Source organism: Streptodolium elevatio (assembly GCF_053592165.1).
Genome location: NZ_JBSFVE010000006.1, coordinates 289,313 through 302,770, shown reverse-complemented (window position 1 = coordinate 302,770; position 13,458 = coordinate 289,313). Strand labels below are relative to the sequence as shown.

Genomic DNA, 13,458 nt, shown 5'->3' with positions numbered 1-13,458 from the left:
ATTGCGGAAGCCCGCGTTCCTGCATTCGTCTGATGAATCTGCGCAGCCCAGGACGGTAGTGCGCGGGCGCGCGGAATCATTAGTGCCTCTTTGTGAGAACAACAAGCGGCAGCAATGTGTGATGTCGGTCACGTGGCAATCACAACACGGACATAAACGGACTTTAGCGTCGTTCGCCGGGCCGCGTGCGGCACTCTATCGGCGTGTCCGGACGAACACATACAGTCATACCATTGCGCAGGGTGAGTGATTCACTGCGGGCTGTCGATGTCCCACCCGCAAATCGGACGAATCGTGCCCCAGGTTTCACTTGCGCAAACTCGTGGCACGTAAAACCACGCTGCCGACTGCTTCGGAAAAACGCGGGCTGACCTGCATAAACATCGGAGGAGGTTGATTACGACCCGATAACCTGCTTATGGTCTCGGCCATGTGCAAATCGCACCCTGTGGGTTCCCGGCTCGCTCGTTGACGCCGGGATCCGCGCCTGGGAGGGACGCGGAACCAGCGATTGCCGGAACGTGCTCGCCGCAAGGTGGGGACGCGCCGGCACCCCCGGTGCGGCAGCGGTCTTCGGACCGCGGCCGTCGTATCGCCCCACGGGAATTCCGAGAGGAATGTATGTCTCTCCGTCACGCTTTCCGTAGCGACAACACCCACCGCGGCATGGGACGCACCCAGCGCCGCATGCGCACCGCCGTCGTCGCCGGTGCCGTGGTCGCCGCCCCCCTCGTGGGCGTCGCGACCGCCGGTTCCGCCTCGGCCGCGAGTGTCAGCACGTGGGACAAGGTCGCCCAGTGTGAGAGTGGTGGCAACTGGTCCATCAACACGGGCAACGGCTACTACGGTGGCCTGCAGTTCTCGGCGAGCACCTGGCGCGCGTACGGCGGCTCCGGCATGGCGCATCAGGCGTCCAAGGCCGAGCAGATCCGCATCGCCGAGAAGGTTCTCGCGGGGCAGGGCCCGGGTGCATGGCCGGTGTGCAGCAAGAAGGCCGGTCTGACCAAGGGTGGTGGCAGCCCGGACCTCTCCGGCACGTCCAACACCAAGCCGACGACCAAGACCGCGCCGAAGACGCCGACGAAGCCCTCGACGCAGCAGGCGCCGAGCAAGCCGTCGACCAAGCCGTCGACCAAGCCGACGACCAAGCCGTCGACCAAGACGCCGACCAAGCCGTCGACCCCGACCAAGCCGTCGACCAAGCCGACCACGGTCGCGCCGCAGAGCGTGCCGGTCCAGGCCCCCGCGAAGCCGTCCGCGGCGCCGGCGGCCGGTGAGTACCTCGTGCAGTCCGGTGACACCCTGAGCCAGATTGCCGCGGCCCACGACGTCGCGGGCGGCTGGCAGGCGCTGTACACCAAGAACCAGACCGTCGTGGGCGCCAACCCGGACCTGATCTTCCCGGGCCAGAAGCTCGCCCTGCGCTGACCGCCGACCTGGACCGGCCCGGATTCGGCGGACTCCGGGCCGACCGGCAGCGCGACCGGTAGTCCGGTCACCAGTTGCCGGTCACGGGAGATGCGTGACGCGTGTCGCTGCGACCTGGCGGCGAACCGAGGCAAACCGAAGGGCCCCGCACCGACTTCCGGTGCGGGGCCCTTCGGGCTGTCCTGCTGTCCTGCCGTCCTTGCCGTCCTGCGTCCGGGGCGTCCCGGCGGAGGGAAAACGGGGAACGGTTCAGCGGCCCTTGTGTCCTCCCGCGGGCAGCGGGCGGTCGGCGGCGTTGCCGCAGACGCGCTCGATCCGGCGCGCTATGTCGCCGGCCCGCTCCAGGAGAAGGCGCGCACGCTCGTGGTCCCGCTCGCGCCACTCCAGCGGGTCGTGACCGTTCGGAGTGCCGTGCGCGTCACGCGACGGCGGCCCGTCCGACCCCTCGGGGCCGGGTCCGCCACGCGCTGGACCGTTCTCGTTCATGTTCGGTCGGTTTCCACATCCTTGGGAGAGTCATTCGTCTTCTGATGGATCGTCATGCGTGATATCGATCACGTCACTGATCGTCAGGGATCGTCACCGCCCCGGATGTTGCCCCGCGTGGCGGGGAACGGTCTCGTGTACAGGGGCAGTTGCCGCTGGTAGATTCCGGCTTGCGAAACGGTGTTCCGTAAATCCAGAGGTTCCCGGGGGCGCGATGGAGACGCACGGCGGCGACATCCGCCGCGACACCGGCGACGACGACACCGGCGGCGTGCCGGGTGGTCCGCACTACCGGGCCCTGGCACTGCAATCGCGCTGCGACGCGGTCAACGCGCTGGCCCCCGACGAGGCGCGCGCGGCGATCGCCCGGGGCATCGCGCGGGTACGCGCCGAGACGGCGGCAAGCGTCGCGTTCATCGGCCCCGACGTACGCCTCGTCGTATTACCCGAGTACCTGTTCACCGGCTTCCCCATGGGCGACACCGTCCCCGCCTGGGCCGCCAAGGCCGCCCTCGACCCGGACGGCCCGGAGTACGAGGCATTGGGCGCGATCGCGCGCGACCTCCGCGTGCACCTGGCCGGCAACGCGTACGAGACCGATCCGCACTTCCCCGGCCTCTACTTCCAGGCGTGCTTCCTCATCGCGCCGTCCGGCGACGTCGTGTTGCGCTACCGCCGCCTGCACTCGATGTTCGCGCCCACGCCGTACGACGTGTGGGACCGCTACCTCGACGTCCACGGCATCGACGCCGTCCTGCCGGTGGCCCGCACCGAGCTGGGCAACCTGGCCGCGATCGCGTCCGAGGAGATCCTCTACCCGGAACTCACCCGTGCACTCGTCCTGCGCGGGGCGGAAGTCCTGTGCCACAGCACCTCGGAGGCCGGCAGCCCGCGGCCGACCGCCAAGGCCGTCGCACGGCTCGCGCGGGCGTCGGAGAACCTTGCGTACGTCGTCTCGGCGAACACCGCGGGGATCACCGGCACCGCGATCCCCGGCGCGTCCACCGACGCGATGTCGCAGATCGTCGACTTCCACGGAATCGTGCTCGCCGAGGCCGGCCCCGGCGAGAGCATGGTGGCCAACGCCGAGCTCGACCTCGCGGCACTGCGGCGGGCCCGCCGACGGCCGGGCATGGGCAACCTGCTGGCCCGCGGCAAACCGGGCCTGTGGGCGGAGGAATTCGCGCGCGCCGAGGGCGAGCGGCCCAACGGCCTCGCGGAGGGCACGCCCCCGGACCGCGCGTGGTTCGCGCGTCGGCAGGCCGAGACGCTGGAACGCCTTGTGAAGGCGGGAGTGATCACATGACCGGCAGCCCGGCCAACAGTCCCAAGGGCAGCGCCGCCCGCGGTTCCGCCGCCGGGTTCGTCCGCGACGCGGAGTTGCGCGTACGGAACCCGCGTACGGGCCAGGACGAGCGCGCACTGTGCCCGCCCACCCCCGAGGCCCTGGACGCCGAAGTCGCCCGTCTGCGGGCCGCCCAGCCCGCATGGGAGGCATTGGGCCCCGCCGGCCGTGCCGACGCGCTCCGCCGCTGGTCCCGCGAAATCGCGGCACGGCAGGACGACATGGTGGCCGCGCTGCTGCACGACACCGGACGCCGCACCGAGTCCGTCATGGAGGTCCAGGTCCTGCTGAGCGGCATCGCCCGCTGGACCGCCGCGATCACCGACCACGACTCGCCCATCGGCACCGGCGTCGGCACGGGCAGGAGCAGGGGCACGGGCAGCGTCGTCGGCGACGGCGACACGACGACCTCCCTCCCCTGGATCGCGGTACGTTCCGGCGCCCGCCCGTACCCCCTCGTCGGCGTGATCAGCCCGTGGAACTTCCCGCTCCTGCTCGGCACGATCGACCTGCTCCCCGCGCTGGCCGCGGGCTGCGCGGCGGTCGTCAAGCCCAGCGAGGTCACCCCGCGGTTCCTCGGGCCGCTGCGGCGCACCCTCGACGCCGTCCCGGAACTCGCCGCCGTCGTCGGCCTGGTCGAGGGCGGCCCCGAGGTGGGCGCGGCCCTGGTCGACCGGGTCGACGCGGTGTGCTTCACCGGATCGGTGCCGACCGGCCGTGCGGTCGCGGAGCAGGCCGCCCGCGCGTTCATCCCCGCCTACCTCGAACTCGGCGGCAAGGACCCGGCGATCGTCATGCAGGGTGCCGACCTCGCCCGGGCGGCCTCGGCGGTCCTGTGGGGCGCGACCGCGAACACCGGGCAGTCGTGCCTGTCGATGGAACGCGTCTACGTGCACCGCAAGGTCTTCGACGAGTTCACCGGCCTGCTGTCCGACCGCGCGGCCAAGGTGGGCCTCGCGTGGCCGGACCTGGACAGCGGCCAACTCGGCCCGATCATCGACCCCGCGCAGGCGGAGGTGGTCCGCGCGCATCTCGACGACGCGTACGCCCAGGGCGCGGTCGCGTTGACCGGCGGTGAGGTCGAGGAGTTGGGCGGCGGTCTGTGGTGTCGGCCGACTGTGCTCACCGCCGTGCACCATGGGATGCGCGTGATGACCGAGGAGACGTTCGGGCCGGTCATACCGCTGATGCCGTTCCACGACGCGGACGACGCGGTCCGGCTGGCCGACGACTCGCAGTACGGCCTGTCCGCCGCCGTGTTCGCCGCCGACGAGGAATCTGCCCTTGCCGTCGCCCGCCGCCTGCGTTCCGGCGCGGTCAGCATCAACGACGCGGGCCTGACGGCGTTCGTCCACGAAGGCGAGAAGCAGTCGTTCGGCTTCTCCGGCCTCGGCGCGTCGCGCATGGGGGCGGCGTCGATCCGCCGGTTCCTGCGCCGCCAGGCGTTCCTGGTCAACCGCGGCCCGGTCGACGACCCGTGGTGGTGGGACACCGACGACTGAGCACGCACGTACTGGCACGCACGTACTGGCGCACCGACGCCTTGGCGCACTGACGTCCTGGCGCACCGACGCGCCCGGCCACTGTCGACAACGAGAGGGTACGGATGTCCATCAAGGACGAGATGCCGCTGCTCGCCCGCCACGAGGGTGAGTGGGAAGGCGAGTACATCTGGGTCGACGCCGAAGGCAACGTGACCGACCGGCACGCGACGCACCTCGCCTGCACGTTCCCGGCGGACGGCGAATGGCCGTACTACCAGGTGAACACGTACACCTGGCCCGACGGCCGGACGGAGGTCAACCACTTTCCGGCCGCCTACAAGGACCGCAACATCTGGTTCGACACCGACCGCATCAACGGCCGGGCCTGGGAGGTCGACGAGCGCACGATCTGCCTGACCTGGACGCGCAAGGACGACCCCAACGGGTTCTTCTACGAGATGATCCAACTCGACGAAACCGGGACGAAGCGCTCGCGCGTATGGCAGTGGTTCGAGGACGGCGTCTGCACCAAGCGCACGCTCATCAACGAGCGCCGGGTCTCCTGACGGCCCGTCATGTCCAGTTCGACAGCCCGTCACCGCCGATTCGGCTTCATCCGGACGTCTGAATTCCGGACCCCGGCGGCGGCAGAGGCCCCGAGGCGGTAACACTTCTGTCCATGACGACCCTCATCGCCGGTGCCAACGTTCCCGTCCCCGCGGGGGACCTCACCCTCGTGGTCCGCTGGGCCGCGGGCGCGCACGGCTACGGCGGCTCCGCCGTGGACGCCTCCGCGCTCCTCGTCACCGCGGCCGGACGCGTGCGCTCCGACGACGACTTCGTCTTCTACAACCAGCCGCAGGCGGCGGGCGGTGCCGTGGCGCACCACGTCGGACGGGCGGGCACGGAGTACCTCGCGGTACGCCCCGCCGACCTCCCGGACACCATCGACCGCGTCGTGGTGGCGGCCTCGGTGCACGCGGGGACGTTCGGCTCGGTCACCGGACTCGCCCTCGACTTGGTGGACGCGTCGGGCACGCAGCTCGCGACGTACCCGGTCGAGGCCCGCGGCACCGAGACGGTGCTCGTGCTCGGCGAGATCTACCGCCGCCAGGGCGGCTGGAAGCTGCGGGCCATCGGACAGGGCTACGACTCGGGCCTGGCCGGTCTCGCGTCGGACTACGGCGTGACGATCGCCGAGGACGACGCCGACGCGGCGGCACAGCAGGCCGCCCCGGTACCCGCGCCTGCCCCCGCCCCCGTTCAGGCTCCGACTCCGGCTCCAGCCCCCGCGTTCGGGGTGCCGGCGCCCGCGGCGCCCGGCTTCCACGTTCCCCCGGCCGCGGCCCCGCCCGCCCAGCCGACCGCGCCTCCGGGAGTGCTGCCGGTCACGCCGCCCGCGCCCGCGGGCGGCTGGGTCGCGCCCGCGTACGCCGACGACACGACCATGCGCCTGCCGAACCCGGCGACCGACCCGGACACGGCCGGACTGCCGCCCACGATGGGCTCGTTGGTGTCGCTCCGCAAGGAGACGGTGCGCGTCACGCTGGAGAAGAAGGGCATCACCGGCGTCCGGGCGCGGGTCGCCGTCGTGCTGGACCGGTCGGGCTCGATGCGGCAGTTGTACGGCGGCGGCACGGTCGGCCGCCTCATGGAGCGCATGGCGCCGGTGGCCGCCAAGCTCGACGTCGACGGCGCCCTCGACGCGTGGATCTTCGCCGACGACTTCGCGCGGCTGCCGTCGCTGCGGCTGCCGGACCTGGCCCGCTGGATCGACGCCAACGTCTACATCTCGTCGCGGCACGGGCAGTTGCCGCCGCTGCCGGGCGGCGGCGAGCGCTACCCGGACCACCTGTCCGGGGTGCGCGGCGGCAACAACGAGCCGCTGGTCATCCGCGACATCATGGACTTCTACTCGGCGCAGCCCGGCGACCCCGTGCTGGTGATCTTCTACTCGGACGGCGGCGTCAACCGCAGCCGCCAGATCTCCGAGCTGCTGACCCGGGCCGCACACCTCCCGATCTTCTGGCAGTTCGTCGGCCTCGGCCGCGCCGAGTACGGCATCTTGGAGCGCTTCGACACGATGCCCGGCCGCATCGTCGACAACGCGGGCTTCTTCCGCGTCGACGACTTCGACGCGGTGAGCGACGCGGAGCTGTACGACCGCCTGCTCGGCGAGTTCCCGCAGTGGCTCGCCGCCGCACGTGCCCAGGGCATCGTGCGGTGATCCTCCGCCCGACTGGGTAGAACCCGAAAAGGAACGGCGAAGACCGGGGCGGTACCGGGGTCCGCGGTACACGGGCGGCGGCACCGGGACCCGTCCCGGGCACAACTGAAACCGTGGGCCGCTCCGCGCCACAAGGTGACTCCCGCTCGCACGACGGAGGTTCGTCCGGTGACCCGGTTGCGCATCACGTACGGCCCCTGGGGCGAGACCCTGGGCGAACTGCGCGATGCCGCCGCGGCCGCCGAGGACGCCGGTGCGAAAGTCCTGTGGGTGCCCGAACTGCACCGCAGCGCGACCATCGCCGCCGCGGCGATCGCCGAGGCCACCGACACCGCGCACATCGGCACCGGGATCGCCCTGGCATTCGCCCGTTCGCCGACGACCACCGCGCTGGAGGCGCTCGACCTCGACGAACTCACCGACGGGCGCTTCATCCTCGGACTCGGCAGCGGCGTGCGGCGGCTCAACGAGGACTGGCACGGCGTCGACTTCGAGCACCCGGTGCGGCGCCTGGCCGAGACGGTCGCGTGCATCCGCGCGTTCACCGAGCAGTGCACGACAGGGGAACCGATCGATGTCGGCGGGGACTTGGCACGGCTGCGCATCCGCGGGTACCAGCGCCCGTTCCCGGTACGCCGCCCGCGCATCCCCGTCTACCTGGCGGGCGTCGGTCCCACGATGACCCGCTGCGCCGCGCGCGTCGGCGACGGCTGGATCTCCCACGAACTGTGCTCGCCCGCGTATCTCAAGGACCGCCTGCTGCCGCGCATCGACGAGGGGCTGCGGCAGAGCGGGCGCGAGCGCGCGGACTTCGACGTCGTGGTGTCGGCCTGCTGCTCGATCGACCGGGACCGGGACACCGCCCGCGGTCGTGCGGCGGGGCTGGTGGGGTTCTACGCGTCGGTGCGGACGTACGCAGACCTGTTCGACTTCCACGGCCTCGGCGCCGAACAGGCCGCGGTCGTGCACCGGTTCCGGGCGGGGGCCGGCGCCGACGGGCTCGCCGGCGCGGTGCCCGCCCGCATGACCGACGCCCTGACGCTCACCGGGCCTTTGGCCGAGGTGCGCGACCGGGTGCTCGCGTACGAGGGCCTCGCCGACACGGTCAAGTTGACCCCGCCGACCCACGGTCTGTCCGCACCGGAGATCCGCGCCGCCCAGGAACGCGTCATCGCCCTGATCGCCGAACTGTCCCGGGAGTGCTCATGAACGCGGCTCGGCCGCAGGAGAACGCCGCGGCCTTGCCGCGGCACAGCAGTGCGGCCGTGCCGCCCGAGAACGCCCGCACGGGCACGGGTGGACGAGACCCGCACACCTTCGCCGCGCCGGTCGCCGGACCGGCCGCCGGACCGGCTACCGTCGCGGAGGTGGCGGCGTGACCACCGCGACGCACCTCACGCTGTGGGCACTGGGACTCGGCGAGGACAACACGCCCGACGAGGTACGCGACGCCGCGTGCCGCGAACTCCTCGACGGCGTCGGCACCGCCATCGCCGCCGTCCGGCTGGGCGCGGCGGAACCCGCGCTCGCCGTCGCCACCGCGCTCGGCGGACCGCGCAAGGCCTCCGTCATCGGGTCCTCCGGCCCGCGTATCTCCGCGCCGGCGGCCGCGCTCGCCAACGGCACGCTGGTGCACGCCCTGGACTTCGACGACACGCACGCCGGCGGCCTCGTACACGCCACCGCACCGGTGCTGCCCGCGGCGTTCGCGGTCGGCCAGGAGATGCGTTCCTCGGGCTCGGAGGTGCTGCTCGCGGCCGTCGCCGGGATGGAGGCGGTCTGCCGCATCGCGGCGGCGGTGCCCCATGTGTTCCACGCGCGCGGGCTGCACGCGACCGGCGTCGCCGGGGTGTTCGCCGCCGCGCTGACGAGCGCGCGGCTCATGCGACTGGACGTGCGTCGCACCGTGAACGCGCTCGGTATCGCGGGGAGTTCGGCGGGCGGACTGCTGGAGTTCCTGAACACGGGAGCGTCCACCAAGCAACTGCACCCCGGCATGGCGGCATCCAACGGCATCCTCGCGGCGAAGCTCGCGGCAGCCGGTTCCAGCGGCCCGGAATCGGTGTTCGAGGGGGAGTTCGGCCTGTACCGGGCACTGACCGACCGCACGGTGCAACAGCACCACGTCCTCGGCGGGCTCGGCGAACGCTGGGAACTGCTGGGCATCACGCCCAAGCCGTACCCGTGCTGCCAGCTCATCCACGCGACGCTCAACGCGGGCGAGCGCGTAGTGACGCAGATGGCAGCGGCAGGTGTCACCGCGGCCGACATCGAGACCATCAAGGTCACCGTGCCCAAGGAGACGATGGCGCTGGTGTGCGCGCCGGACAAGGCGTTCCCCCGGACCGTCTACGAGGCGAAGTTCTCGCTCGCCTGGACGCTCGCCGCCATGCTGACGGACGGCTCGGTCGGCGTGGACACGTACTCCGAGGGCTGTACGCGCCGCTCGCAACTGAGCGTGCTGGCCCAGCGCGTCCGGTTCGCCCACACCCGCGGCAGCGGGCCGGCCGCGAACGAGCCGGGACGGCTGACCGTGCGCTTCAGGAGCGGCCGCCAGTTGCGCGTCGAGGAGCCGGCGACGACATCGATCTCCGAGGACGCCCTCATGGCGAAGTTCCACGCGAACGTCGGCGGTATGACCTCCGACTCCGAGCAACTGGCCGCGCAACTCCGCTCGTTGGGTACGGTACGCGCCCTCGGACCGCTCCTCGACCTCACCGCCAAGGTCGTGGCCGGGAAGGAGACCGTGCGATGACCTACGAGGCCGTCCGCCCCGCGGAGTTCCCCTGGTTCCGCTACGACGGCTACACCTTTTCGCTCGGCCTGGCGCGCACGCTGCCGGACGGGCGTACCGAGGCGGTGCTGTCCGGGCACTCCGCGTCCGAGTACGACCCGGGAGCGGGCCGCATCGTCGTCAAGGGCGGCATGAAGGACCAGGTGCGGACCGCGTACGCGAAGATCGCCGCCATCCTCGGCGCGGTCGGCCTCGGGTTCGCCGACGTCACGCGCATCGTGGAGAACTTCACCGCCGCGGGTCTCGCCGACTACGTCGAGGCCGAGGCGGTACGCCGCGAGGTCTTCGGCGAGCACCTGCCGCCCGCGTCGACCGTGGTGGTGGATGCCCTGCTGCGCCGGGACGCGCTCGTGGAGATCGAGGTGCGTGCGGTGACCGGCGGGGGCGGTGCCACGCCGATAGCCGACCGGATACTGCGCGTCTCGCCCGAGGGGGAGGTCTACGTGCCGACCGCGCCGCCGCTCGGCCCGTCCGGCGAGAAACCCGTGGACCAGTACCGGCGGTGCGTCGAGACCGCAGCCGACTGGCTGGGCAAGGCGGGTCTCGGGCTCGGATCGGTGGTCGCGGTCCGCGAGAACATCTCGCCGGACGTGCTGCCCGGCGAGGTCGACGAGATGCGGCGCATGCGGCGCGAACTCCTGGGTCCGGACGGCCTCCCGCCCGCGTCGTCGACGGTCGTCGTGGCCGGGCTCGCCGGCCACGCGCAGGTCACCCTCGACGTCGTCGCCTCGGTGCACTCGCCACGCGCCGTCTTCCCCGACGGCTGGGGGCACTTGCGGGATATGGGCTGGACCCCGGCGATCCGGGCGGGCGGCATGCTCTTCCTGTCCGGCTTGGACGGCCGCGACCCGGGGACGGGCGAGGCCGCCCCCGCGGACGACGTCGTCGCGCAGGCCGAGGCGGCCTATCAGGCGGTGCGCACGGTGCTTGCGGCCGAAGGGCTCGGGCCGGAGGCGTTGTGCGAGACGGTCGAGTACGTCACCGCTGCCGGGCTTCCGGCCTACCGGGGCGTCGCGGGAGTACGCGAACGCATGCTGCGCGACGGGACCGGCCGGGACCCCGTGTGGCCCGCGTCCACCGGCCTGGTCTGTGCGGAACTGCCTCGACCCGGTGCGCAGTTCCTGGTGCTCCCGACGGCGGTGGCGGGGTGAGCCTGCCGGTCGCGGAGCTGCGGGCGATGGTGGGGCGTACCGCGACGTACACGGCACCGGAGGAACTGGGCCGGGCGGCGATCCGGATGTTCGCGGTCGCGGTGGGGGACACGAACCCGCTCTACACCGACCGGGAGTTCGCGCGGGCGTGGGGCTACGACGACGTGGTGGCGCCGCCGACGCTGCTGTGCGAGACGAACCAGTACGCCGGGCTTCCGGCGGACGCGGACGGGTACGCGGGCCACACGTGGGGCATCGATATTCCGGGTACGCGCAAGGTGCGTGGCGGGAACGCGTACACGTTCCACAGGGCTGTGCATCCCGACGATGTGGTGACGGCATGTTGGACGCTCACGGATGTTGCGGAGCGGCGCATGTCGTCGGGGCTCGCGATGGTGATCGTGTCGTCGGTGGCCACTTACTCGAATCAGCGCGGCGAACTCCTGGTGACGAACGAGGAGACGGTCATCTGGACCGAACTCCCCGGCTCGAAGGCTGCGAGGAACTCCGCGACGACCGGGTCCGCGACGACCGGGTCCGCGACGACCGGGTCCGCGACGACCGGGTCCGCGACGACCGGGTCCGGGACGACGAAGGCCGCGACGTGAGCGGTCCGTCGATCGTCGTGGGCAGCGTGATGCCGCCCCTGGAGCGCGTGATCGACCGGGTGGCGATGGTCGCGTACGCGGGTGCCACGTGGGACTGGCACCGCATGCACCACGACGACACGTACGCCGCCGAGCACGGGCTGCCCGGCCCGATGGTCGACGGCCAGGTGCTCGGCGCCCTGCTCGCCGCGCAACTCCAGGACTGGACGGGCCCCTCGGCCCGCATCACGAGCCTGCACTTCAGATTCCGCAGTCCGGTCTTCGCGGGCGAACGCGTGCGCTGCACCGGACGGGTGACCGCGGTGGAAGGGGAACTGGTGGCGGTGCAACAGGAAGTCGTGGTCGTCGGGCCGGACGCACGGGTGGCGGTGTCCCCGGCCGGGGCCACCCTGGAGTTGCGGCGGGGGCGGCCATGACGGTGGCCGTCGTCGGCGTCGCCGAGTCCGACCTCGGGTCGACGGGGCTGTCCGTGCTGGGGCTCCAGACGCAGGGCATCACCCGCGCGCTCGCCGACGCGGGCGTCGCGCTCGCGGAGGTCGACGGGCTCGCGACAGCGGGTGTCGCACGGTTCTCCGCGACGCAGCTGGCCGAGTATCTGGGCCTGCAACCGGCCTGGACGGACTCGACGTTCGCGGGTGGCAGCGCGTTCGAGATGTACGTCGCGCGGGCGGTGCAGGCGATCGAGGCCGGGCAGTGCTCGACCGTCGTCGTGTCGTACGGGTCGAACCAGCGCTCGGCGCGGTCGCGCAGTCTCGGCGGGAACATCGACGCGCACGTGCCCGAGGCGCAGTTCGAGACCCCGTACGCGCCGCTCTACCCGATCTCGTACTACGCGATGGTCGCGCAGAAGTACCTGCACGCGTACGGCGCCAAGCCCGACTGCCTCGCCGAGGTCGCGGTAGCCGCCCGTGCGTGGGCGCTGCTCAACCCTGCCGCGTTCCGGTACGGCGCCGGCCCGCTGACGATCGACGACGTGCTCGCGGCGCCCCGGGTCTCGTCGCCGCTCGGCACGCTGGACTGCTGCCTGGTGACGGACGGCGGGGGCGCCCTGGTGCTGACGTCCCTGGAGCGGGCCCGTGACCTGCGCCGCGATCCGGTCGTGGTGCTCGGTTACGGGGAGTCCACCACCAACTCGGGCATGGGGGCTGTGGATAACTTGCTGCGGCCGGGGTCGTTCGACTCGGCGGCGCGGGCGTACCGCATGGCCGGGCTGGGACCGGCCGACGTCGACGTCGCGGAGGTCTACGACTCGTTCACGATCACCGCGCTGCTGAGCCTGGAGGCGCTGGGCTTCTGCGGTCCGGGCGAGGGGCCGGATTTCGTCGCGGACGGCCGGCTGCGGCCCGGCGGGGCGCTCCCGTTCAACACGAACGGCGGCGGTCTTTCCTACCACCATCCGGGCATGTACGGGCTGTTGTTGCTGGTGGAAGCGGTGCGGCAGCTCCGCGGCGAGTGCGGGGACCGCCAAGTGGCGGATCCTTCGGTGGCACTGGCGCATGGCACCGGTGGCATTTTCTCGACACATGCCACAGTGCTCTTGGGCCGGGACGGATGAGGCGGGTGGGCATGACGGGGACGGCCGATGCGTACGAGGTTCCGGCGCCCGACGAGGTGACCGGCCCGTGGTGGGACGCGACCAGGGAGCGGCGGCTTGTGGTGCAGCGATGCGCGGATTGCGGTCGTCTCCAGCACTATCCCCGAGCGTTGTGCACAGCCTGTGGAAAAACTCTGCTGGAATTCACAGGGGTGACGGGGCGTGGCAGCGTCGACACGTTCACGGTGACGTACCGTGCGCCCCGGCCCGAGATCGAAGTCCCTTATGTGGTAGCCCGGGTGCGTTTGCACGAGGGGCCGATCCTGCTGAGCACGGTCGTCGGCTGCGCTCCCGAGGCGGTCGTCTGCGACATGCCGGTGGTTGTGGACTGGCGCCCGCTG

Annotated in this window: 13 protein-coding genes and 1 pseudogene; 13 read left to right on the top strand and 1 reads right to left on the bottom strand. The window is 71.9% G+C overall.

The window, feature by feature from the left end; genetic code table 11:
- The first annotated feature begins 666 nt into the window (after positions 1-666).
- The gene (locus ACWD12_RS14730; RefSeq protein ID WP_450099853.1) at positions 667-1,428 is read left to right on the top strand and encodes a LysM peptidoglycan-binding domain-containing protein; all 762 of its coding nucleotides are present in this window, start codon (positions 667-669) and stop codon (positions 1,426-1,428) included.
- Positions 1,429-1,677: 249 nt separating this feature from the next.
- Here ACWD12_RS14730 and ACWD12_RS14725 read toward each other — a convergent pair whose 3' ends face one another.
- Positions 1,678-1,914: a hypothetical protein gene (locus ACWD12_RS14725; protein WP_450099852.1), complete on the bottom strand. Its 237-nt coding sequence runs from the start codon at positions 1,912-1,914 to the stop codon at positions 1,678-1,680.
- Between the two features lie 214 nt (positions 1,915-2,128).
- On the opposite strand from ACWD12_RS14725, the gene ACWD12_RS14720 reads away from it, so the two are divergent.
- From ACWD12_RS14720 to ACWD12_RS14665, 12 genes and pseudogenes are all read left to right on the top strand, one after another.
- Positions 2,129-3,220 carry a nitrilase-related carbon-nitrogen hydrolase gene (locus ACWD12_RS14720; protein ID WP_450099851.1) on the top strand — a complete coding sequence of 364 codons (1,092 nt, stop codon included), beginning with the start codon at positions 2,129-2,131 and terminating at the stop codon, positions 3,218-3,220.
- Positions 3,217-4,761: an aldehyde dehydrogenase family protein gene (locus ACWD12_RS14715; RefSeq protein ID WP_450099850.1), complete on the top strand. Its 1,545-nt coding sequence runs from the start codon at positions 3,217-3,219 to the stop codon at positions 4,759-4,761. Before ACWD12_RS14720 ends, ACWD12_RS14715 begins: the two co-directional genes overlap by 4 nt.
- A gap of 104 nt (positions 4,762-4,865) precedes the next feature.
- A complete protein-coding gene (locus ACWD12_RS14710; protein ID WP_358347147.1) occupies positions 4,866-5,309 on the top strand; it encodes a DUF3598 family protein in 444 nt (147 codons plus the stop codon).
- A gap of 113 nt (positions 5,310-5,422) precedes the next feature.
- A complete protein-coding gene (locus ACWD12_RS14705) occupies positions 5,423-6,970 on the top strand; it encodes a vWA domain-containing protein (protein WP_450099849.1) in 1,548 nt (515 codons plus the stop codon).
- 168 nt (positions 6,971-7,138) lie between these two features.
- On the top strand, positions 7,139-8,179 hold the full coding sequence (locus ACWD12_RS14700; protein WP_450099848.1) for an LLM class flavin-dependent oxidoreductase: 1,041 nt from the start codon (positions 7,139-7,141) through the stop codon (positions 8,177-8,179).
- Positions 8,176-8,349: a hypothetical protein gene (locus tag ACWD12_RS14695; RefSeq protein ID WP_450099847.1), complete on the top strand. Its 174-nt coding sequence runs from the start codon at positions 8,176-8,178 to the stop codon at positions 8,347-8,349. The genes ACWD12_RS14700 and ACWD12_RS14695 overlap by 4 nt, the downstream gene beginning before the upstream one ends.
- Positions 8,346-9,725 (top strand): MmgE/PrpD family protein, encoded by a 1,380-nt coding sequence (locus ACWD12_RS14690; protein ID WP_450099846.1) that lies wholly within the window; start codon positions 8,346-8,348, stop codon positions 9,723-9,725. The genes ACWD12_RS14695 and ACWD12_RS14690 overlap by 4 nt, the downstream gene beginning before the upstream one ends.
- Positions 9,722-10,915: a Rid family hydrolase gene (locus ACWD12_RS14685; RefSeq protein WP_450099845.1), complete on the top strand. Its 1,194-nt coding sequence runs from the start codon at positions 9,722-9,724 to the stop codon at positions 10,913-10,915. Before ACWD12_RS14690 ends, ACWD12_RS14685 begins: the two co-directional genes overlap by 4 nt.
- Positions 10,912-11,523: an FAS1-like dehydratase domain-containing protein gene (locus tag ACWD12_RS14680; RefSeq protein ID WP_450099844.1), complete on the top strand. Its 612-nt coding sequence runs from the start codon at positions 10,912-10,914 to the stop codon at positions 11,521-11,523. Before ACWD12_RS14685 ends, ACWD12_RS14680 begins: the two co-directional genes overlap by 4 nt.
- A complete protein-coding gene (locus ACWD12_RS14675; protein ID WP_358347127.1) occupies positions 11,520-11,939 on the top strand; it encodes a MaoC/PaaZ C-terminal domain-containing protein in 420 nt (139 codons plus the stop codon). Before ACWD12_RS14680 ends, ACWD12_RS14675 begins: the two co-directional genes overlap by 4 nt.
- On the top strand, positions 11,936-13,078 hold the full coding sequence (locus ACWD12_RS14670; RefSeq protein WP_358347124.1) for an acetyl-CoA acetyltransferase: 1,143 nt from the start codon (positions 11,936-11,938) through the stop codon (positions 13,076-13,078). The genes ACWD12_RS14675 and ACWD12_RS14670 overlap by 4 nt, the downstream gene beginning before the upstream one ends.
- Positions 13,075-13,440: pseudogene (locus ACWD12_RS14665) on the top strand (Zn-ribbon domain-containing OB-fold protein); the annotation flags it as partial. The gene ACWD12_RS14670 and the pseudogene ACWD12_RS14665, both read left to right, overlap by 4 nt.
- Positions 13,441-13,458: the final 18 nt, after the last annotated feature.

Coding starts and splice junctions, on each gene's coding strand:
- ACWD12_RS14730 (WP_450099853.1), top strand. CDS start 667: ATGGGACGCACCCAGCGCCGCATGCGCACCGCCGTCGTCGCCGGTGCC.
- ACWD12_RS14725 (WP_450099852.1), bottom strand. CDS start 1,914: ATGAACGAGAACGGTCCAGCGCGTGGCGGACCCGGCCCCGAGGGGTCG.
- ACWD12_RS14720 (WP_450099851.1), top strand. CDS start 2,129: ATGGAGACGCACGGCGGCGACATCCGCCGCGACACCGGCGACGACGAC.
- ACWD12_RS14715 (WP_450099850.1), top strand. CDS start 3,217: ATGACCGGCAGCCCGGCCAACAGTCCCAAGGGCAGCGCCGCCCGCGGT.
- ACWD12_RS14710 (WP_358347147.1), top strand. CDS start 4,866: ATGTCCATCAAGGACGAGATGCCGCTGCTCGCCCGCCACGAGGGTGAG.
- ACWD12_RS14705 (WP_450099849.1), top strand. CDS start 5,423: ATGACGACCCTCATCGCCGGTGCCAACGTTCCCGTCCCCGCGGGGGAC.
- ACWD12_RS14695 (WP_450099847.1), top strand. CDS start 8,176: ATGAACGCGGCTCGGCCGCAGGAGAACGCCGCGGCCTTGCCGCGGCAC.
- ACWD12_RS14685 (WP_450099845.1), top strand. CDS start 9,722: ATGACCTACGAGGCCGTCCGCCCCGCGGAGTTCCCCTGGTTCCGCTAC.
- ACWD12_RS14670 (WP_358347124.1), top strand. CDS start 11,936: ATGACGGTGGCCGTCGTCGGCGTCGCCGAGTCCGACCTCGGGTCGACG.